Source organism: Desulfonatronum parangueonense (assembly GCF_054656975.1).
Map to the genome: position 1 here is coordinate 4,397,591 of NZ_BAAHXH010000003.1, position 19,715 is coordinate 4,417,305.

The window sequence follows — 19,715 nt, forward strand, 5'->3', positions numbered from 1 at the left end:
GGAAAAAATCAATCACCGCTGGTGCGGCTGTGTCTTTCTTCGCAGCGCAGCCTTGTAAATTTCCTTATCTCTTCTGGGACCAACGGCCAGGACAAAAACAACAACCTCATGCTCTCTTACCTGATACACGACCCGGCAATCACCAACCCGCAGCTTGCGAAAATCAGCCAGGCCGGCGGACAGGGGAGCACCGAATTGTAGGGGAGATTGGGTCAATTTCTGGTCGATGGCCAGGACAATGCGCCGCGCCATGGCCGGACCCACGCTTTCCAAATCCTCCTCGACATCGTGGTGATACAGGACCGTCCAGGTCATGGAGCGAATTTCTCCATCATGCGATCATGCGGGACGGCCCTGTCACGGTCAAAGGATTCAAATCTGGCCATGGCCAGCGAGGCCAGACGCAGGTCCTCGATCTCTTCCCGCATGGATTCGTAAGTGGCCATGGAGAGCAGGACGGCTTTGGGCTCATTGTTCTTGAGGATGATCAACTCTTCAGCCTCGCCACGTTCCAGGGCATCCAGGGTAGAGGATGTCTTTTTGGAAAGCGTTGTGGCGGAAATATAATCTTGCGTACGCATAGCCATGTCTCCTGTTGCCGGATTGGATAATTGTGCTGAAAATAATCCGACACGGAGAGGCGGTCAAGGGGGCGAGGAAGGGACGGCGTTTGAACCGCGTCGCGGCTTTTCACCGTACGATGGTTATGCCGCCTTCAGTTTCCGCAGCTTGAGATCCTTGGCCTGTTGTTCACTTCCATAAGTCGTACTGCATCTGCTGATTCAACCAACTCTCCGGGTGGTATTAAAGGCCTTGGTCAAACGAAGCGCCATTTGCGGGCTGATACCGGAGCGGCCGTTCAGGATCGCGGAAACTGTTTTTCGGCTCCCGCCAAGAGCTTCCGCGCAATCAACGACACCCGCATCTTTGCCTCAAACTGAAATGTGATGCGCATGAAGAGCTATTCTTTGGAATCCCCTCTTGGTTTGCGTTTTTTACGGGTGCTGGACCGTTTGGACTTGGGAACGAAGGAGGAAGGGATGATGTAGATGGGGGCACGGCTTTTGACGTCGGGAATATCGGATGATTCGTCGTCTTGCTCGGAGTCGCTGGAAGCGTCGTTTTCCATTTCCTCAGAAGCGTTGTTGATGAGGGAAAAAAGTTTCACGAAAGAATAGAAAATGAAGGTCGTCAGGACGGCACCGGCTGTGATGGTATGGGTAATGGTCAAAGACGGAATCATCAGGGCGATCAGGTACCCGATCCCTATCGATAGAGCGATGAGAATCAGACCAAAAACAACGCATATCACGCTCACGATCAGAATAATAATCAGTGTTGTCATGGCAGGGGTCCTTGTCCTGTTGAGGAGGGAGTTTGACTGGACGATGGTCACTCGGATTGCGGGCCGGAATTCAACTTAGCGAGGTCCTCGCAGGGAATGAAACGGTAGCTCCAGGGGGAGAAACAGGTCAAAACGTTATATTATCAATGATTGTGAAAACTTCAACCTACCCTCGGTGGCTGCCGGTGGCTGTCAGTGATGCTCTTGAGAATAACCAGAACCCTGAAGATCAGGTTTCGGTCCATGGCCGGGGTCACTGGCTCCGCATCTCTCCAACGATGCAATTACCCTTCATCAAGCTGAGCTTGTTGGGTTGCGGACGACCTTGATTTGTGTTGCCATGATCCTTTTCCGGCCGGAACGTTCCGGCCGGGCTTCTCCGGGAGCGCATGGGGCTTGGCTGGTATCAACACCGTCAGTGGTTGTCTGCTTGGCAGGATGCTGCCAGGGAGATTTTTTTGTTTCAATTGCCGTAACTATTCAGCACATACTCTGTGGTCACTCGCCAGAGCTGGATTCCGGCTTTCGCCGGAATGACGTATCGTACCAGGCCTTCCAAGTTAAGTCATACCGGCGAAGGCCGGTATCCAGTCCAATTTTTCTCGGATGAGCTGAGTAGTTATCAATTGCCTTGAGTTAGGGGGATGCATTGTCCGAATTTGAAAAGAGCAGGGGATTGTATGGACAACTTTTTGGGTCCAAGAGTTCCCGATGTTGCAGTACGGGTCTTGAAGAAGTCACGGAGGCAGATCGGGAGGCCGCGGCGCCGGGTGACAAAGTAGGGGGAGCGGGCGATAACCCATGCTCCGAGAGTCATTCCCGGCTTAGTGCGGAAAACACAGAGCCCCCCGCACCGACCTGAAGCTGGTCGCCACCTTCTCAGTCTGAGAAGGAAACGAACTTGAAGCCGATGCAGCCGTTGGAAATGGCTCCTTGTTGCGGTGCGGGGGAAGGTGTGTCCGACGAACAGAAACAATCGGACAGATGATCGTGATCAACAGGCCGGGCAATCAACCAGGACAAATGCCAAATGATTCCAAAGGATCGTCCTGACGGGGCGGAGGCAGCACGTCCGTCAGTTCCAGTGCCATGTCTCCTCGCAGATGCTCGGCCAGACCGAGCATGCCGTCGGACAGGTATTTCACGTCGTACCCTTTCGTCCTCAGGTAGGTCATGGCGATGATGGCCCGGTCCTTGAGCGGGCAGGCCGTGACCACCAGCTTGTTGGGATCGAGCCTATGCAGTTGTCGGGGCAGGTCGGGCAGAGGGATGTGCAGGCCAAAGCCCATTTTCCAGGTCGCCTGTTCCTCGGCAAACCGGATATCCACGAATTGGACCTTGTCCTGCTGGAGCAAAGCAACCAGCTCCTGGCTGGTAATCTTCATGTCCCAGCGGGCGGCATAGTCGTATTGCAATAGGTAGTCTTCCATGGTCTGCTCATCGGCATGGAGGTTGGACACCGTGAGCAAGACCGGCAACAACAAGAAAAGCAACAGTTTTTTCCTATGGTTACAAAATTCAGTTGGATTGACTGTCTTGAGCTGATTTCGTTTTCATGAACAACTCGAGGATCTGTTGTGGTAACCCTTGCTTTTTGATGATTGCACGCCCACCAGGGAGTATCCGGTCGGTGTCTCCGTTTGAACTGTTGCTGTCCTTTTCGTCCTCGTACCTGATACTGGCAAAGAGTTCCTCCAGGCTGTCTTTTCCGTTGAGAAGCACTTCCATGTATGCGGGATTGTCCAGGTTTTTGACAAGCGGAGTATCGGCGATCATCGCCTGTAGTGTTCTTCGCATGGAATTGTTGCCGGTTTTGCGGCGATGGCCTCTTCTCAGGCCGCGGAATAAGCGTTCGAGAATGTTATTGGTCCGCTGAGGGTAGATTGTGACAAAGCCTTGCGGACTGGCTACCATAATGGGGTCGGCAAAGAGCTTTTTACCGTATTTATCAATTTGTTGCTCCATTTTGAGGCAAAGCTGGTCATCAGCCAAACGGCTTTCCTTTTGGAGCCTATGTCGGAACTTTTCAACACCCTGGCGGATGGTTGACATGGCTTCAGACGAACCGTCATCGTTGAGGCCGTTATTTTCGTCCGGCGTGGCAATGCGCATGGCGTTGCGCAGATCGTCAAACACTTCGACGCGCCATCGCAGTTCTGTCGTTGCCTGGACCAATTCGGGATCATTGGCGATGTTGGATATCTTTTTTGCCAAGACGCGCAGAGGTTTGTGGTTATCTTCAAGGCCGCAGGGGTGTTCAAGGAGCCTGGGCAAATACCGGTCTAATTCAAGCATTCGCTCAGTAAACTCCAGCAACGGACGATCAAAGGGAAAGCCATATCCGTTGCCGTTGTTTTTGCCCTGCAAGGCCCATAGCGCCAGAGAATACGCGGACAAAGACGGCAGCATTTCGACATTATGGGGCGGAGTTTTTGTATTCACTGCATCAACCAGCAAGGGTAAATCAGGGCTTTGCCCCAGCGATTGCCGTATTTGCCGAATGAGTGCTCGCAGGTTGGTAGTCGCTGCAAATGATTTCAGGCGGTTTCTCAATCGCGAGTATGCCGGTTCCAGGAAGTCTTTGCCGGCATCACGCAGAAAGTGGAAATGGCAGATGAAGTCGGCAATGCCGGGGAAGGTTTCGTTGACCGCCTTGCAAATGCCGGTGCCCATGTCATGGACGCAGGCAACCGGCGTACCATACGTGTCTTGAATGTTCTTCAGGAACGGTTTGATGTGGACGGCGTTTTCGCTGGGTGCTTTGATGTTGCCCAGAACAAATTGACTCAGACTGTCCAGGCCGCTGAACAAGGTTGGCGCATCTCCTTCATGGGCGGCGTCCAGGTGGAGGACATATCCGCCGGCCATCCGCATTTTCTGGCGGATGCAGGGCGCGGCTTGGGCATGAGCAAGGGCCAGATACTTGATGAACTTGCGGCCCAGGTAGTCGATCTCTGAGAGGCTGATGTGCGTGTTGCGCATTTTCAGTTCAGTTTGCACTTCGTCGAGTGTGCGGAAGTTTCTGAACAGAGCCTGGCCGACAAAGACCAAGACGTCATAGGCCACGTTGCATCGAGTCGGCACCATTCGGAGCAGCGTTTCGGAGCCCATGGCTCGTGAGCATTGAGGGCAGTTAAGTACGGTTTCATGTGCGATGAATGGTCCGGCCATGCTGTAAACAACTTTTCTGCGCGTTTTCTGGACAAGTCGCGGATGGGTGCATGTGCAGTTTTCCTGCTCCGGAACAAAAGACACCACTGGCGGTTTTGGGAATAATGCCGCCGGGGATATTTCCCGTTGCAGAAGCGCCTGACATCGTTTCAACGCCTCGATTGCTTGCGGGCCGTAGTTTCTGGAGTTTTTTTTAACCCGTGCTGCGCAAACAGCTTTTCGATCTGGGCTGCTTTGATGCTCACATGCCTTGTGCGCTTTATATGCATTGCCAGTTCCTCGAAGCTGAGATTGGGGGACCGGATGAATTCCGCCAAGACGAAAACCGCGATCTCGGCAGGAAGCAATTCCGATGGCATGGCCCGATTTGCCGCGGATTGGCGTTGCTTGTCGGCAGTGGTCATATCCTGGGAAAAATAGACGAAAGAACGTCCAATTTTGTCCCGCTGCAACCGCCCCTGCCTGCACAACTGGACAAGCACCGAATGACATCGACAACGCAGTATTTCTCCCAAGGCCTCGGCAGTAATTCCCTTGGGGCTGCGATTGACCAGCCTGACAAGGGTTTTGTTGAGATTGCCTACCCTGGAAAAGCCGATGTCGTCCGAAAACCATAACCCGTCGTGGCCGAACTTGGGAATGCTTTTCAGAGTGTACCATTTGCCATTGTGGGAAAAGCTTCTGTGGTATCCAACCACGCTCAAAAAACGCCGTGTAGAGGGAACTGAGTAGTTGAGTCGAGTTGCAAGGGGTTCGATTTGCCAGCATGGTTGTTCCGAGAAGGGAGGGGCAAGCTTTTGATCTGGCGATAGACAAGAAGACATGTTGGCCTCCTGGTAAAGTATTGCATATCGTAGCGAGAGGGATAGCATCATGCAATACTTTGTCAAATTTCAAGCCAACAAGCTGGATCACGATCGAATTGCCCCCACCTCAAAAACCAATTAAATCATCATTGATTTTAAATAATTGTTTGCAAATTATTAAAAAGGTCGCCGCTCGCGCTTTGGTGAATCACTAAACAATAAGATGAGAAAGTATAGCACAGCTTGCCGCCTAACATACTGAAATTTAACGATCCAACCGTATATTGTAATCATAGGTTTTTTCATTGAACTCCTCTCAAAACTTTTTTGAATTTTTATTACGTTCAGGTCAGATGGATGGTGCGAGAAAGGTGGAAGCTTTATGATTCGAACTGGAGTTACAACGATTTAAGGACATTTGCGCGCAATAGCTGGTGTTGTCGTTGTTAACGATGCCTCATATAGGCCGCCAAAGCCAACCCCCTCTCAATACGCGTCGCAGAGCCTGCAGTCCTGATCGCCGTGGTCAACAAGCCGATTCTTGAGATGCATGATCCGAATGTAGGATTCGTTGATCCTCGCTTCGGGCACGCGGCCTTCCCGGACCAGCTTGACAATGATGCGTACGGCTTGTTCCGCGATGTGCCGGTCATATGTCATGTTATTGCCGAGGATAATGATATCGGTTCCGGCCAGGATGGTTCGCTCCAGAGCGGTTTCCAGAGAATAGTTGTCGGTGATGGCCGGCATCTGCATGTCGTCGGCAACAACCACTCCCGTATAGCCCAGCTGGTTGCGCAGCAACCCCTGGGTGATGGATATGGAAAGGCTCGCGGGCCACTCCGGGTCCAATGAGGCGTTGAAGACATGGGAGACCATGACCATGTCCGCTCCGTATGCGCTCAGGATTTTCCGGTAGGGTTCGAGTTCAACATCTGACCAGGTATCGGTCACGTCGATGAAGCCATGGTGCGAATCCACGGTGGAGCTGCCAAGACCGGGAAAGTGTTTCAGGGCGCATAAAACTCCTTCGACCTGATGCATGACCAGCACTTCAAAAGCATGTTCGGCAACGACCTCCGGATCGGATGAAAAGCTGCGCTCCAGCTTGCCGATGACCGGACTGTCCGAATTCACGTTCAAATCCACCACGGGCGCCAGATTCACGTTGATTCCCAGTTCGGCAAGATTTCGAGCAGTCTGGCGAGCCTGCCGGGCCGTGAGGACCGGATCATTCCGGTTGCCGAGCCATTCCTGGGAAACCGTGGGGGAGAAGCCGAGTTCTTCCTTGAGGCGACTGACCTGTCCTCCTTCCTGATCAATAACCACGAAAAGCGGCATGTCCGGGTCCGCGGCCTGGAGGTCGGCTACCAGCCGTTCAAGCTGCACGGGAGAGGCAATATTGCGCTCCGGGGTGTTCAGAGCCTCGTCGCGATCAAACAAAATCACGCCGCCGATCCGCCCGGACCGGATGTCCTGGACAATTGGACTTGATTCGTCCACTTCAAGGCCGCGAAAGCCGACCAGCAGCATCTGGCCGATTCTTGTTTCCAGGGTCACGTCCGGCCGTGCCTCGGCCATGCCGGATAACAGGCAGAGGACGAGCGAGAACATCGCCAGATGTCGAAGGGTGCGCCGGAAGGGCCGATCAGATTCTTGTGGAAGAAGATACATCCGTTACAAGCTCCGGAGATGCAAATGCAATAGGCAGCTGCTCAAAACGTGCGGCATTGACGGGATTAAGTCCTGGGAGCGCCGCACCCCAGTGCGGCAGCGGTGTAACGCATCAGGGCCAACTTTCGGCTGAAGTTTGGTTTGAGCAGTTATTACAACAGCCGGTTAAATCCTAAAACTGCTATGATTTTTCCGGAACAACAAGGGATTCCGGCAGGGTCTGAACATAATCGAGGATTTCATCGCGCACCCGGCGGTAATGGCCCAGGGCTTCCTCTTCGTTCTGAGCAGTTTCCGCAAGCTTGGGCGGATCGTCGAAGCCCACATGGATCTTGGCGGTTTTGGCCGGAAAGAACGGGCATGACTCCTGAGCGTGTCCACAGAGGGTGATCACGTAATCGAATTCCACGTCCGGCAGATCATCCAGGGTTTTCGAGGTCTGCGAACTGATGTCCACTCCGGCTTCGGCCATCACCTTCACGGCCAGAGGGTTAAGTCCGTGTTTTTCGATGCCCGCGGAATAGGCGTCGATGGAATCGCTTTTCAGGTGTCTGGTCCAGCCTTCAGCCATCTGGCTGCGACAGGAATTGCCGGTGCAGAGAAACAGAATGCTCGTCTTGGACATGATATCTCTCCTTGGATTCCAGATGGGTGTTTGTCGGCGCTATCCCCAGAAGTGCCCGTAGATCAGCCCGCTAAAGGTGGCCATGACAATCACGAGACTGACGAAGACCAGGGTTTTCTGCGTGCCGATGACGCTGCGGATGACCAGCATGTTCGGCAGACTCAAGGCCGGTCCGGCCAGGAGCAGGGCCAGGGCAGGGCCCTTGCCCATGCCGCTGCCCAGCAGGCCTTCCAGGATGGGCACTTCGGTCAGGGTGGCGAAATACATGAACGCCCCGGCAAAGGAGGCGAAGAAGTTCGCGCCAAGGGAGTTGCCGCCCACGGCCGCGCTGACCCAGGCCGAAGGGATCAGCCCTTCTTCGCCTGGACGTCCGAGCAGCAGTCCGGCCGCCAGCACGCCGATGAACAGCAGGGGCAGGATCTGTTTGGCAAAGATCCAGGATGTGGAAAACCACTGACCCAGTTCGTCCTCCCGGGTGCTGATGACTATGGACAGGCCGACAAATCCGGCTGTGAAGGCCAGGACGGGCACGCCTGGGAAAGCCAGGGCCAGGGCCGCGGTGGGCAGCGCGACCATGAACATCCGGGACCAGGGCAGGCCGAACCAGGCGGGCAGGATCATGGCCAGCCCCAGTCCGGATATGGTCGTGAGCAGCCACTTGTTTTCATAGACGGTCTGCCAGATGCCGGTGGCTTCACTTGGCGCGCCCCAGTTGGCAAAGACCAGAATGCCGATCATGCTCAGGAAGTAGAGTCCGTTCTTGCCAAGCCCGCGCTTGGGCTCCTCATCGGGCAGAACCATGTTCGCGGTCTTGTCCGCCTCTTCCCGCCGATAGAGCATGTGCATGATCAGGCCGATGACCACGGCAAAGAAGATGGCGCCCACGGCACGGGCGATGCCCAGTTCCGGGCCGAGAACCTGGGCCGTGAGCACGATGGCCAGGATGTTGATGGCCGGCCCGGAATAGAGAAAAGCCGTGGCCGGCCCGATGCCCGCGCCCATCCGGTAGATTCCGGCGAACAGGGGCAGGATGGTGCAGGAGCAGACGGCCAGGATGGAGCCGGAGCAGGATGCCACGCCGTAGGCGCAGGCCTTGTTCGCCTGAGGGCCGAGGTAGCGCAGGATGGAACTCTGGCTGACGAAGACGCCGATGGCTCCGGCTATAAAAAAAGCCGGGATCAGGCAGAGCAGGACGTGTTCCTGGGCGTACCAGCGAGCCAGGTACAGCGCTTCCTGAACGGCATTGTCAAAGCGGGGTTGGCCAACGGGCAGGTAGAATATGGCCAGGAAAACAACCACTATGGCAACCAGCGGCTTCCATTCGATTTTCCAGTTCATGAGTGCGCCTCGTTTACTTCTTTTGCGTGGCTGAACTTCTCTTTCGGTATCGGTATCGGTATCGGTATCGGGGTCGGAATCGAAATCGGGATCGAATGAATGGATGGGCTAACGAACTGTATCGATTTCGATAGCGATACCGACGCCGACGCCGATAACTGCATTTTCTCAAGTAAATAACTCATATCGGTCTCAAATCGGAAGAACACAGGTGAGGGAGCGGTCTCCCGCAAGGCCGTTTTCATGGAGGACCATCTCAACTCGTCGCCTCCACCTCGATCCCCAACAGCTTCCACCGTCGCAAAATATCCTGCTTGGACATGAAGCCTTCATGGCGGAACAGTTCCTTGCCCTCGACATCATAAAAAATTTGGGTTGGAATCATGCGCACGCTGAATTGCCTGCCTGCCGCCGGATTTTTCCAGACGTCGATGAAGTGCGTGGCGAAAAGGTGGGCGTAATCGACCTTCAATTCCTGGAGGATGGGCGCCATCAGCTTGCAGGGCAGGCAATTGTCCGCGCCCAGGTCCACTAGACGCGGCAGCGGGGATGGATTGCCCGGCAGCAGGCTCGGGTCCAGTTCGATGTTCGCTTCGTGGGCTGAACCGTCTCCGAGAGATTGAAGGTCCACGGCGGCCGTGTCGTTGAGCTGATCCGCCTGGTACTGATGGATCAGCACAATGGTTCCGAGCAGGGCGACCAGGACAAGCACAATGCCGATTGCAATCTTTGAACTCATTTTGATTCCTTGTTTCGTGACGTGCGGGTTGTTCTAGATTTCCAGAAACGGCAAGGCGATGAAGTACAGCCCCAGCAGGCCGATGAGCGTTCCAGCGCCCCTTTTGAACCACAGGCCGCCGGTGGCCATGGATCGGCTTTCCAGGATGCGCCGGACAAGTGCTGTGGAGCTGCCGGCAATAACAATGGGGATGCAATGACCGATGCCGAAAAGCACGATCAGCAGAATGCCGTTGGCGAACTGCTCCTGGATGGTGATGATGGCCAGGATCGGGGCAATGAAGCCGAAGGTGCAGGAGCCGGAGAGCACGCCGTAGGCCAGTCCAAGGATGAGGGCGCCGGAAAGCCCGCTGACCTTGAGTTTGCTCATCAGTCCCGTGGACATGGAGCACCTTGACACGCCGAGCATGTCCAGGGCCACCCAGATCAGAACCAGTCCGACCAGAATCGTCCACCAGGGGCCAATGTCGCCCAGCATCCTGCCCAGCAGGGCAGTGACTATACCCACCAGGGCAATGGTTACGAAAAGGCCGAAAGAAAACAATGCGGCGTAGCCGGCGGCGGCGCGGCCTTCGATGAGCTTGTTCTGTCCGGCGACATAGCCGACGATGAGCGGGATGGAGGCCAGATGGCAGGGGCTGAAGAATACGCTGACCATGCCCCATAAGAAGCTGCCGGCCATGGCAATGCCCGTTCCGCTGGTGATCCACATGTTCAGGGTAATGAAAAACTGGTCCATACAGATCCTATTTTACACCGAGTCTGGCCATTTCCGCTTCAATGGACTTTTTGTCCATGAACCCGATGTGCCGCTTCGCCTCGTTGCCGTTTTCGTCGTAGAAGATCAGCGTGGGGATGACCTGGATGGCGTACTGGTCGATCAGTTTATAGTGGCGATGCAGATTGATGAACACGATGGCCGCCCGGCCCTCGTACTCCTGCTGAAGCTCTTCACGGATGGGCACCATCATTCGACAGGGGACGCAGTTTACGGCCCCGAAACTGGCCACGGTGACCATGCCGGGCACCGGCGCCTGGGGAACTTCCTCGGCCAGGGCTGGGTGTCCGGCCAGCAGAATCAGCAGCGCTCCGAAGAAAATCAGCACCTTCAGACAGAACGGTCTCCGCGAAACGGAAAACATGTCGTTTTCGGCGGACATGATCTGCATCCGCGGATCAGGCATTGATCCAGCCGAGAACTTCATTTTTGGTCGGCAGCTTGCCCACGACCTTAACCGTATCGTCCACCACGATGGCCGGAGTGCTGAACACGCCGTACCGCATGAACTCCTGCATGTCCGTGACCTTTTCAACTTCCACGGGTTTTCCGGATTCGGCCACGGCATCCGTGACAACCCGCAACGCCTCCGCACACTTGGGGCAACCTGGGCCCAATACCTTGATTTTCATTGATCTCTCCTTTTCTGGTTCACGTTAGTGATTTGCAGCTAACTGCTGAATTTCGATTTCCGCCTCTGTCACTTTGCTTCTGTTTCCTGAGATCAGTTTTTCGTCGCCGCACAATATGCACGTATGTTCCTCGATCCTGCGGGCATTGAAACGGTCCACGCAGTTGAGAAACCCTTTCACGCATTCCATGCGCAGAAAATAATAAACATTGGCCCCGCGCTTTTCACAGCCCACGATGCCGGCCTCTTTGAGCACGGACAAATGCTTGGAAACGGTGGACACATCAGCTCCCACAAGTTCGCGGAGTTCACAGACGCATCGTTCCCCATCAAACAAGGCGTCCACCAGGACAATCCGGCTGGGATGGCCCAGGGCTTTGAAAATCTTGGATCGAAAATCGTTTTTATGCATTACGCATCCAGTTCTCGTTTATTTTTGGTATTTGGCAAAATAGCCAAATGATGATCGGTCGTCAAATATGTTCGCTGATGACTTGGCAGTGTTGCCGTCATATGTTTTACGTCAGCCAAATGCCCGCTCCGGAAGTAACGCGTGCCGGAGCGGGCTGTCGCTGATGAGCGGATTTCTCACGCTATGCCTTCGCATCCACCTCAACCGGCTCGCAGGTCACATGGCAGACTCCGGTGGGCGTATGCACGGCAAAGGGGAAGTACTTGCGCTTGAACCACAGGGCCACGTGTACCAGGCCGATGAGCACGGGCACCTCCACCAGCGGCCCGATTACTGCGGCAAAGGCCACACCGGAATGGATGCCGAATACGGCGATGGCCACGGCAATGGCCAGCTCGAAGTTGTTGGAGGCAGCGGTGAAGCTCAGCGAGGTGGACTGTTCATAGGTGGCATTGAACTTCATGGACAGGAAAAAGGAGATGATGAACATGATTACGAAATAGATCAGCAGCGGAATGGCCACGCGAATCACGTCAAAGGGCAATTGAACGATATATTCGCCTTTGAGGGAAAACATGACCACGATGGTGAAAAGCAGGGCGATCAGGGTGAAGGGGCTGATGAAGGGCACGAACTTTTCCTGGTACCACTGCTCACCCTTGGCCCGGACGCCGTAGATCCTGGAGAAGATGCCGCCGGCAAAAGGAAGGCCCAGGTAGATCAGCACGCTGATGGCGATCTCTTTCATGGTGATGTCCACCAGGGTGCCCTCAAAGCCCAGCCAGCTCGGAAACACGGTCAGGAAGAGGTAGGCGTAGACCGAGAAGAGCAGGATCTGGAAGACCGAGTTGAAGGCCACGAGGCCGGCGCAGTATTCCCGGTCGCCCTTGGCCAGGTCGTTCCAGACGATGACCATGGCGATGCAACGGGCCAGTCCGATGAGGATCAGGCCGACCATGTATTCAGGATGGTCGGCGAGAAAAGCCACGGCCAGAAGGAACATCAGGATCGGGCCGATGATCCAGTTCTGGACCAGGGACAGGACAAGCACACGAGTATGACGGAAAACCAGATGCATTTTGTCGTACTGGACCTTGGCCAGGGGCGGGTACATCATCACGATCAGGCCGATGGCGATGGGAATGTTGGTGTTGCCGATCTGAAAAAGGCTGATGATGTCCGGGATGACCGGGAAGAAATAACCGGCCCCCACGCCCACGATCATGGCCAGAAAAATCCACAGGGTCAGATAACGGTCCAGAAAGGACATCTGTTTGGCAACGGATTCGCTCATTGCACGCTCCTAATCGATATTGATTATTGCGATTTTGCGGAACATTCCGCTCTTTCCCGCTGACGTCGGCACAGATCGTCGGGCTCACAAGCCAGGATGGATTTAAGGCTCATCCTGTCCGCTTCCGTCTCCGGTGAGTCATGTAGCGACTCCAAAAGCCATTGGCGCAGCAATCCGGGAAATTCTCCGGAAAGGCGGTAAAAGACCCACCGGCCTTGCTTGCGGCTCTTGACCAGGCGCGCGGCCTGAAGGATGCTCATGTGCCGCGAAACCGTGGCCCCGGCCAGCCCGAGCATCTCGGTCAGTTGGCAGACGCACAATTCATCATGATCCATGAGCGCGGCGACAATGCGCATCCTGTTGCCGTCGGCCAAGGCCTTGGCCATGTTCAGGGTTTTCTCCATGTTTTCTCCTGGAATGCACATATAGCTAGACGACGAAATATAGAATACAGGTCATTTCCGTCTTGTCAAGGAATCTGTTTGTAACTACTCAGCAGAGCCAGAAAAAGACCTGGATAGCAACAGCGCCTGCCTTCGCCGGCATGACTATGCGGATCGGGACGGGCTGCCTTTCAACGTGCGGGTCTTGCAGAACATGGGACAGAACGGAATGCTGTGCGGTGCGTTTCCGCGCCTGGGCAACACCTTCTGGCCTTGAATCCGGCGAGAGGGTTTTCCCTTTTTCTGAAATTTCTGTCATATCGCAATTAACTGTTGATAAGAGCTATCTCCTTGCATCGTGAAAATTCCTTGCCAGATCCTTTATCATCTCTTCAAGTAATTGCTTTACATCATTGTCGATATTTTCTTTAGAAGATAGTTGCAGCATGTCTTCATCATATATCTGAATAGTGGCGATTCCTTTGCCTATCAAGGCGTAATTTCCGGATCTGAGCAGGATATGCAGAATTACAGGGTCATCGTCTTCAACTGTTCGCACCGTAAAACGGATGTAGCCCAGTTCCCGGGGTTCATCCACGGAAAAAGGAAACAGCTTTTCATTCAAATCAATATCAATAAAATATTTACTGAACAGTTCTTGGACATACTCTGTAAGCTCCGACCTGATTAATCCCAGGTTTTCAGCCGACCCTCTCAAGGGGCCGACATTGACTCTGCTGAATGCCTTGATCGAATTGAATTCATCTGCACTGACATAGGCAACGCAAGGTGAAGTGACTGTGCATCGATCGCCTTGAGCAGCAATCACTGAATGATGAAACGAAAGTAATGTCAAAAAAATAATGAAAAATGCGCCAAGCGGAACTGTAATACAGATATGCCTTTTCCTGAAAGCCATGTTTGCACCTTCTTCTAGCCGGTAATGGATGCGTACGAGGAATTCATGTTAAAAGATGTGGATCGACGTTTGATCTGCCGATCCACATTTTCGTGGATGTTATAAGAAGAAATAGTGAATCAACATCTCTGTCTTATGAAACAGGTCACAGCATACGTTTATGTTTTAAACAGTCTTCAATGTTGATCAGCTTTGAACCATGACAGCTCATGCAATTTTCCTTTCCGTGCGTGAAGGGCTGTACTTCCGCCGAGTGACAGCTCATGCAACTGGCAACCACAGGCGATGGACTTGTCGTCGCGGCGAAGGTTCCTTTGTCAGCTAAATCATTCAACATTTGAACCGCCTTGATGACAGTGTCCGAGGTGAGACCTCCGCATCTGTGCTTACGTTCCTCCGAACCCCTCGCCACGCCTGCCTCTTTCATCCATTTTGTTACCGAGACATGGCAAAGGCTGGAGTCAATGGCTATTTTGGGTAAATTCATTCCAGCAGGCTGGTATTCAGGAAAAGGAAATTTTTGATACCAGGCCATCAGCTCATCACAGAGCTGACTCATGATTTTTCCATCATGGGCGGCAACGACACCAAAGAGCGCCAACGGTGGTACCAGAGCGCCGCATATGGAGGCCCACCCAGGAATGACACCGGAAGAGAAGGGCCGGAAAAGGACCGCAGGGTAATGTGTATATGGCGCGCCCACTTCTTGAGCAAGATAGCCGAAAAGACCTTCGGCTGCTCCAGGCCCTCAGCCGCCCTGCTCCATATACGCTTGAAAGGCCGCAGCCGCCGCCTTGTCTGGATCAAGCTTGACATACGTGAAAGGCGCTGTCGACGCAGAAGCCTCGTTTGTACTCATCGTCCTGTTCAGGCCTAGCCCTACCCCGCCAAAAGCGGCCAAACCAGCCATGGATAGCCCGGCTCCTCGTAAAAAAGATCTTCGACTCACTTCACCAGACATAACTACCTCCCTTGGTCATAATGCCTCTTCCTCGATTGGAAGAAATGATTATGGTCACAATATGAATTGTTGCGGAAGGAGTGCTATAAGCCAAATGGTGTAATTCGCGATGGCAAAAAGACTTATGCCTTGCTCTTTGACAGAATGTTCTGGAACCAGGGAGCAAATCTTCGTGAGACAGTCGATACACCTAATACATAATTGAATCTTACCTGGCTTGTAATATGCCTTTTTTACTCTCTTTCGTGCGAGCCTCGAAGGGGCTCGCAACTTGCTATTCACGTTAAGCAGTCGTGAAAAATCTCCTTGGCCTGCTGGAAATCGCAAGCCAAGAGAGGGATAGGACTCGTCATTGGGAACTATTGCGGCTAAGCGGAAGAATTTGACGGGCGGTTTCAATCCACAAGGGAGGGGGGATGGCTAAAAGCCGTATCATAATTGCCGAAGATCATGTCATCTTGCGGGAAGGATTGAAGTCACTCTTGTCTTCACATCCAAGCCTCGAGGTCGTGGGTGAAGCCGGCGATGGGCAGGAAGCCATTCGTCTGGCATACAATCTGGCTCCGGATCTGCTGCTTCTGGATCTCTCCATGCCGGGCATGCACGGAATAACCGCATTGGAACCCTTGACGAAGATGTGTCCCCAGACAAAAATTATCATCCTGACGGTCCATCAGTCGGATGAATATATTCTTTCCGCTTTTCGTGCCGGCGCCAAAGGATACGTGCTCAAGGATTCATCCTATGAGGAATTGTTGCTGGCCATCTCGAACGTTTTGGAAGGACGGACGTACATCAGTGCGGGGATTTCCGAACGAGTGATCAGGCGCTTTGTAGGTAGGAAAAATGAATCGGAACCGGCTTCGGCGCTGGATGTGCTGACCAGCAGGGAAAGGGAAATTCTGCAGTTGATCGCCGAAGGAAACAAGAGCAAGAAAATTGCCCAAATCTTGTTCATCAGCCCCAAAACCGTGGCGAAGCATCGGGCAAACCTGATGCACAAGCTTAGCCTGCACAGCATATCCGCCTTGACGGCTTTCGCCATTCAAGCCGGCCTGGTGGGAAGGGATTGAGTTCTCGCCAGGAATCGCTGGATCGGCTTGATGTTCCGGTTGATCATTCACCGAAACTCATAAGTAACTATTCAACACATACGGAGCATGATCATTCTCCAGCACTGGATTCCGGTTTCGCCGGAATGACGTATCTGGCAAGCTTTACCACTCTAGCCGGCGAAGGCCGACGCTGTTGCTATCCAGGTCTTTTTCTGGCTCTGCTGATTAGTTACACTCATAAAAACCATGTGCAGCGGATTATGGTTCCTTTATCCAGGGCAGAAATGATTTCGAAGTGCCCCCCGGATATTTCCGTCTGTTCACGCATGCTGGCCAAACCAAGCCCGGCTGAATGGGGGGGAGGCATGTTCTTCTTAAGGGCAATGCCCTGACCATTGTCTTCAATTTTCAATTCCAGAGATTTCTGGTTCTTTTTCAGTATGAGAATCGCCTTGGTCGCATTGCTGTGCTTGGCGATGTTGTTAAACGCTTCCTGCATCACTCTGTAGATGACAATTTTCAAAGGTTCTGGAACCTGCTTTTGCTTTACGAAAAATCGTTTCGTGATCCGAATGTTGGGGAATGTTTGGCTGAATTCGCGACAAAACCAGTTTGCCGTGGCCAGCAGTCCGAGGTCATCCAGCATGGACGGGCGCAGGTCCATTGATATCTTGCGCACTTCGTCAATGGAGTTCCGAAGCATGTTGATTCCAGATTGCAAGGTCTTCTGCTTTTGGCTTTCATTCTGGACCAGAGCGCTCTCCATGGAAAATTTAATTGCCGTGAGAGATTGTCCGATACGATCATGCAGTTCCAGGGCGATTCGTTTTCTTTCCTTTTCCAGAGCATGCAGTAATTGAGCAGACAGTTCTCGTAATTGCCGTTCCGAAATCCGCAAATCCGTTTCCATCTGTTTGTCGGCTGTGATGTCGTCCATGATATAAATTCCACAGCAAATCTTGTCCGGCTCGTCCACGCTCATTACAGGGGCAGAGAAAATCACAACGTCCATATAAAAATGGTTTCTGGATTTTGCCCGGATTTCTGTCGTGCCCACGTCAATACCGTTCAGAACGTCTTCGTGCATCAAATTGAATCGTTGAGCCTCGCTTCCTGAAAACATCGGAAAACCCAACTCCTGCACTTCCTTTTGCGACCACCCGAATGTCTTGCGGGCCATTTGATTCCAGAAGGTAGCCTTTCCGAACCGATTTACGACCATGATCGGCAGAGGGGATGCCTCGAGCAAGGCGTTCAGATGCTGGTTCGTCCATAACAGTTTATTTTCTTCCAGTTTCCGGTGCAGCGCCAGGGCGTAAATATTCGCCAGTCGTTCCACCGCCTCCAAATCTCCAGACGCATAATCCTGTTTGGCGTTGGCCAGCGTGATGACCCCCACCGGCTGGCCGTTGAACAGTGCCGGAACACACAAAAGGCGACGGATTTGCGGATGGACGGTTGGCATGTCGTCAAGGCCATGATTCCTGTCGTAATTGCTAAGCAGGGGTTTGCGATGGCGCAGAACCCATGACCATTGTTCCTTGAAAATATCAGATGTAGATTTCTTGGATTCGATTTCGCAATTGCACCACGTATCTTCAGCCATGGTCGCATTTACAAGCTGGTCTGTCTCAGGTTTGATATATCCAGCAATGCCAAGTTCGCTGCCGGTCAGGTATATGGCTTTTTTCAGAATGAGATTCGGTATTTCCTGGAAGGAATTGGGATTGAGCAACGCTTTTTTCAGGCTGGCAAAAGCTGAAGACATTTCCTGCTGGAACTTCAACTGTTGACTCGTTTTCTTGTGATTTTCAATTTCGCATCGCAATCCAAGATTCAAGTTATATAAATCTTCGGTACGGCGTTTAACGCGAATTTCCAGCTCGTCGTGGGATCGTTGCAACAGCAATTCATTCATCCTGCGCCCGGATATGTCGACACCCAATGCCAGAACTTGGAGTGTGCCGTCTTCGCCAACATATGGAGTGCCCATGATCTGAACGGTCAGGTTATCGGAGCAATCCATCTCAATCTGATGGGTTTCACTCGTCTCCAAGACCTTGGACAGCATGCAATCGTCACATGGCTTGTCGCGATTTGCAATGACTTGATAGCAGTATTTGTCCTGATGATCTCCAAAATGCTCCCGAAAATGCTTGTTGGCGTAACTAATGGTGTAATTCTGGGCCAATAAATAAACAAATGCCGGCAAATGCTCGAGGAGATCTTTTTGCAGTTTCATCATTGGGTTGATCACTTCTGGCATGCTGTGATTAAAGTATTTTGGCGGCAGTTCCCCTTGCGCGATATTGTTTCCAAGCCTGTACGGGGTCTCTCTGCAAAATGTTGAGCGAAGCGGGCGGTTCAAACACCTTCAGTTTGGGTTGCGGCCATCGGCCGCACGCCTAGAGAAGAATATCCGCCATTTCTTTTCTGGGCCGCTGATCCGGGGCTTCGGCCGGATGTCCCACGGCCAGCATGGCCACCACGGGCAATGGATCGGGGATCTGGAACCTCTCCTTGATCACGGCTTCGTCGTACATCCCGATCCAGCAGGTTCCCAGCCCGAGTTCCACGGCCTGGAGCATGATATGGGTCAGGGCGATGGCGCAATTGGATGCCGCTGCCCAGCGCAGAACTTCGGGCTGGGCGTTCTCGGCCCGGCCCAGGTACTCGTTCAGCCCCTCCAGCATCTCCGGAGGCAACATGCCGCTGTCCCGGAGAAAGCGCACATTGGCCGCGGAATCCTCGACAAACCGCCGCACATCCGCGCAGCAGATCAAGACCGCCCCGGCTCCAGCGAGCCAGCGCTGCCCCTTGGTCGGCGCTCCGGAAAGCCACTGGACGTCCTCCCGCTCCCTGACCACCTTGAATCGCCACGGCTGGCAGTTGATGCTGGACGGCGCCAGTCTGGCCGCCTCCAGCAGTTTCGACATCTGTTCCTCGCTTACCGGCTGATCCGTGAATTTGCGGATGCTGCGTCTGGCTGCAATGGCTTCCGTGACCGTCATGACAAAACCTCCTTGTAGTTGGAATGTAAGCACTCACCACATGTTGCGTGATCTTTCTCCGGGAATCGGAGTCGGAGTCAGGGTCGCTATCGGTTTCGAAAACGTTGGGGGTCCTCCGCATGGCTTCGCTACCGTTCCCGTTCCCGATACCGAATCCGACAGAGACGCCGAATTCGGCAGCAGCAGTCGTATGCTGAATAGATATTTTGGAAGTAACTATTCAGCACATACTCTGTGATCACTCGAGAGCTGGATTCCGGCTTTTGCCGGATTGACGTATCATACCACGTCCATTCAAAGTTAAATCATACCGGCGAAGGCCGGTATCCAGTCCGATTTTTCTCGGATGGACTGAATAGTTACTCTTGGAATCAGATAACTGCTCAGAAACTTGCGTCAATCATCGATGCAATCCCGGGAGCGCCGCACCCCAGTTCGGAAGCGGTGTAATGTACTTGGAACCAGATTCCAGCTGGAGCTTGGCCCCGGTAGCCGGTTCACGAAACTCCGCGCAGGGTGGGACCCCTTGCACACGAAACCTTAATCGCCCGATCTTTTTGAGTAGTTTTGGAAC

At 53.4% G+C, this 19,715-nt stretch carries 20 protein-coding genes and 2 pseudogenes; 1 reads left to right on the forward strand and 21 read right to left on the reverse strand.

The genetic code is table 11. The features are described 5' to 3' along the window. Positions 1 to 12: 12 nt before the first annotated feature. From ACYQ15_RS19600 to ACYQ15_RS19690, 19 genes and pseudogenes are all read right to left on the reverse strand, one after another. Positions 13 to 315: a type II toxin-antitoxin system RelE family toxin gene (locus ACYQ15_RS19600; RefSeq protein ID WP_459939175.1), complete on the reverse strand. Its 303-nt coding sequence runs from the start codon at positions 313 to 315 to the stop codon at positions 13 to 15. Then, positions 312 to 581: a type II toxin-antitoxin system Phd/YefM family antitoxin gene (locus tag ACYQ15_RS19605; protein WP_459939176.1), complete on the reverse strand. Its 270-nt coding sequence runs from the start codon at positions 579 to 581 to the stop codon at positions 312 to 314. The genes ACYQ15_RS19600 and ACYQ15_RS19605 overlap by 4 nt, the downstream gene beginning before the upstream one ends. Before the next feature lie 201 nt (positions 582 to 782). Next, positions 783 to 893 (reverse strand): annotated as a pseudogene (locus tag ACYQ15_RS19610) (helix-turn-helix transcriptional regulator); the annotation flags it as partial. A gap of 68 nt (positions 894 to 961) precedes the next feature. After that, positions 962 to 1,345, reverse strand: coding sequence for a hypothetical protein (locus ACYQ15_RS19615; RefSeq protein ID WP_459939177.1), 384 nt, complete (start codon positions 1,343 to 1,345; stop codon positions 962 to 964). 1,010 nt (positions 1,346 to 2,355) lie between these two features. Continuing rightward, on the reverse strand, positions 2,356 to 2,838 hold the full coding sequence (locus ACYQ15_RS19620; protein ID WP_459939178.1) for a rhodanese-like domain-containing protein: 483 nt from the start codon (positions 2,836 to 2,838) through the stop codon (positions 2,356 to 2,358). Between the two features lie 25 nt (positions 2,839 to 2,863). Then, the gene (locus ACYQ15_RS19625) at positions 2,864 to 4,600 is read right to left on the reverse strand and encodes a hypothetical protein (RefSeq protein WP_459936306.1); all 1,737 of its coding nucleotides are present in this window, start codon (positions 4,598 to 4,600) and stop codon (positions 2,864 to 2,866) included. A gap of 65 nt (positions 4,601 to 4,665) precedes the next feature. Then, the gene (locus ACYQ15_RS19630; protein WP_459935726.1) at positions 4,666 to 5,214 is read right to left on the reverse strand and encodes a hypothetical protein; all 549 of its coding nucleotides are present in this window, start codon (positions 5,212 to 5,214) and stop codon (positions 4,666 to 4,668) included. Between the two features lie 594 nt (positions 5,215 to 5,808). After that, positions 5,809 to 6,936, reverse strand: coding sequence for a glycoside hydrolase family 3 protein (locus ACYQ15_RS19635; protein ID WP_459939179.1), 1,128 nt, complete (start codon positions 6,934 to 6,936; stop codon positions 5,809 to 5,811). Between the two features lie 241 nt (positions 6,937 to 7,177). Further along, on the reverse strand, positions 7,178 to 7,621 hold the full coding sequence (locus ACYQ15_RS19640; protein WP_459939180.1) for an arsenate reductase ArsC: 444 nt from the start codon (positions 7,619 to 7,621) through the stop codon (positions 7,178 to 7,180). Between the two features lie 39 nt (positions 7,622 to 7,660). Continuing rightward, positions 7,661 to 8,959, reverse strand: coding sequence for a permease (locus ACYQ15_RS19645; RefSeq protein WP_459939181.1), 1,299 nt, complete (start codon positions 8,957 to 8,959; stop codon positions 7,661 to 7,663). Between the two features lie 256 nt (positions 8,960 to 9,215). Further along, on the reverse strand, positions 9,216 to 9,698 hold the full coding sequence (locus tag ACYQ15_RS19650) for a thioredoxin family protein (RefSeq protein WP_459939182.1): 483 nt from the start codon (positions 9,696 to 9,698) through the stop codon (positions 9,216 to 9,218). 33 nt (positions 9,699 to 9,731) lie between these two features. Next, positions 9,732 to 10,436: a cytochrome c biogenesis CcdA family protein gene (locus tag ACYQ15_RS19655; RefSeq protein ID WP_459939183.1), complete on the reverse strand. Its 705-nt coding sequence runs from the start codon at positions 10,434 to 10,436 to the stop codon at positions 9,732 to 9,734. A 7-nt stretch (positions 10,437 to 10,443) separates the two neighbouring features. After that, positions 10,444 to 10,857: a thioredoxin family protein gene (locus ACYQ15_RS19660; protein ID WP_459939184.1), complete on the reverse strand. Its 414-nt coding sequence runs from the start codon at positions 10,855 to 10,857 to the stop codon at positions 10,444 to 10,446. Between the two features lie 16 nt (positions 10,858 to 10,873). Next, on the reverse strand, positions 10,874 to 11,107 hold the full coding sequence (locus ACYQ15_RS19665) for a thioredoxin family protein (RefSeq protein ID WP_459939185.1): 234 nt from the start codon (positions 11,105 to 11,107) through the stop codon (positions 10,874 to 10,876). A gap of 24 nt (positions 11,108 to 11,131) precedes the next feature. Beyond that, the gene (locus tag ACYQ15_RS19670; RefSeq protein ID WP_459939186.1) at positions 11,132 to 11,518 is read right to left on the reverse strand and encodes an ArsR/SmtB family transcription factor; all 387 of its coding nucleotides are present in this window, start codon (positions 11,516 to 11,518) and stop codon (positions 11,132 to 11,134) included. Positions 11,519 to 11,699: 181 nt separating this feature from the next. Next, positions 11,700 to 12,812, reverse strand: a complete 1,113-nt coding sequence (gene arsB, locus ACYQ15_RS19675; protein WP_459939187.1) for an ACR3 family arsenite efflux transporter — start codon at positions 12,810 to 12,812, stop codon at positions 11,700 to 11,702. Between the two features lie 23 nt (positions 12,813 to 12,835). Continuing rightward, positions 12,836 to 13,216 carry an ArsR/SmtB family transcription factor gene (locus tag ACYQ15_RS19680; protein WP_459939188.1) on the reverse strand — a complete coding sequence of 127 codons (381 nt, stop codon included), beginning with the start codon at positions 13,214 to 13,216 and terminating at the stop codon, positions 12,836 to 12,838. Positions 13,217 to 13,538: 322 nt separating this feature from the next. Continuing rightward, a complete protein-coding gene (locus ACYQ15_RS19685) occupies positions 13,539 to 14,114 on the reverse strand; it encodes a hypothetical protein (RefSeq protein WP_459939189.1) in 576 nt (191 codons plus the stop codon). A gap of 145 nt (positions 14,115 to 14,259) precedes the next feature. Then, positions 14,260 to 14,838, reverse strand: a pseudogene (locus tag ACYQ15_RS19690) (C-GCAxxG-C-C family (seleno)protein); the annotation flags it as partial. Positions 14,839 to 15,491: 653 nt separating this feature from the next. Between ACYQ15_RS19690 and ACYQ15_RS19695 the strand changes: the two are divergent. Then, positions 15,492 to 16,148: a response regulator gene (locus ACYQ15_RS19695; protein ID WP_459939190.1), complete on the forward strand. Its 657-nt coding sequence runs from the start codon at positions 15,492 to 15,494 to the stop codon at positions 16,146 to 16,148. A gap of 217 nt (positions 16,149 to 16,365) precedes the next feature. Here the strand turns inward: ACYQ15_RS19695 and ACYQ15_RS19700 are convergent, their stop codons facing one another. Beyond that, entirely contained in the window at positions 16,366 to 18,498 is a 2,133-nt protein-coding gene (locus ACYQ15_RS19700) for a GAF domain-containing protein (RefSeq protein WP_459939191.1), read from the reverse strand. Positions 18,499 to 18,535: 37 nt separating this feature from the next. Beyond that, positions 18,536 to 19,141: a nitroreductase family protein gene (locus tag ACYQ15_RS19705; protein WP_459939192.1), complete on the reverse strand. Its 606-nt coding sequence runs from the start codon at positions 19,139 to 19,141 to the stop codon at positions 18,536 to 18,538. Positions 19,142 to 19,715 lie beyond the last annotated feature (574 nt).

What these genes read in the sequence shown, in the direction of transcription:
- ACYQ15_RS19660 (WP_459939184.1), bottom strand. Translation starts at nt 10,857, where the DNA reads ATGTCCGCCGAAAACGACATGTTTTCCGTTTCGCGGAGACCGTTCTGT.
- ACYQ15_RS19650 (WP_459939182.1), bottom strand. Translation starts at nt 9,698, where the DNA reads ATGAGTTCAAAGATTGCAATCGGCATTGTGCTTGTCCTGGTCGCCCTG.
- arsB (WP_459939187.1), bottom strand. Translation starts at nt 12,812, where the DNA reads ATGAGCGAATCCGTTGCCAAACAGATGTCCTTTCTGGACCGTTATCTG.
- ACYQ15_RS19655 (WP_459939183.1), bottom strand. Translation starts at nt 10,436, where the DNA reads ATGGACCAGTTTTTCATTACCCTGAACATGTGGATCACCAGCGGAACG.
- ACYQ15_RS19665 (WP_459939185.1), bottom strand. Translation starts at nt 11,107, where the DNA reads ATGAAAATCAAGGTATTGGGCCCAGGTTGCCCCAAGTGTGCGGAGGCG.
- ACYQ15_RS19615 (WP_459939177.1), bottom strand. Translation starts at nt 1,345, where the DNA reads ATGACAACACTGATTATTATTCTGATCGTGAGCGTGATATGCGTTGTT.
- ACYQ15_RS19705 (WP_459939192.1), bottom strand. Translation starts at nt 19,141, where the DNA reads ATGACGGTCACGGAAGCCATTGCAGCCAGACGCAGCATCCGCAAATTC.
- ACYQ15_RS19670 (WP_459939186.1), bottom strand. Translation starts at nt 11,518, where the DNA reads ATGCATAAAAACGATTTTCGATCCAAGATTTTCAAAGCCCTGGGCCAT.
- ACYQ15_RS19680 (WP_459939188.1), bottom strand. Translation starts at nt 13,216, where the DNA reads ATGGAGAAAACCCTGAACATGGCCAAGGCCTTGGCCGACGGCAACAGG.
- ACYQ15_RS19645 (WP_459939181.1), bottom strand. Translation starts at nt 8,959, where the DNA reads ATGAACTGGAAAATCGAATGGAAGCCGCTGGTTGCCATAGTGGTTGTT.
- ACYQ15_RS19605 (WP_459939176.1), bottom strand. Translation starts at nt 581, where the DNA reads ATGCGTACGCAAGATTATATTTCCGCCACAACGCTTTCCAAAAAGACA.
- ACYQ15_RS19640 (WP_459939180.1), bottom strand. Translation starts at nt 7,621, where the DNA reads ATGTCCAAGACGAGCATTCTGTTTCTCTGCACCGGCAATTCCTGTCGC.
- ACYQ15_RS19635 (WP_459939179.1), bottom strand. Translation starts at nt 6,936, where the DNA reads ATGTTCTCGCTCGTCCTCTGCCTGTTATCCGGCATGGCCGAGGCACGG.
- ACYQ15_RS19685 (WP_459939189.1), bottom strand. Translation starts at nt 14,114, where the DNA reads ATGGCTTTCAGGAAAAGGCATATCTGTATTACAGTTCCGCTTGGCGCA.
- ACYQ15_RS19600 (WP_459939175.1), bottom strand. Translation starts at nt 315, where the DNA reads ATGACCTGGACGGTCCTGTATCACCACGATGTCGAGGAGGATTTGGAA.
- ACYQ15_RS19695 (WP_459939190.1), top strand. Translation starts at nt 15,492, where the DNA reads ATGGCTAAAAGCCGTATCATAATTGCCGAAGATCATGTCATCTTGCGG.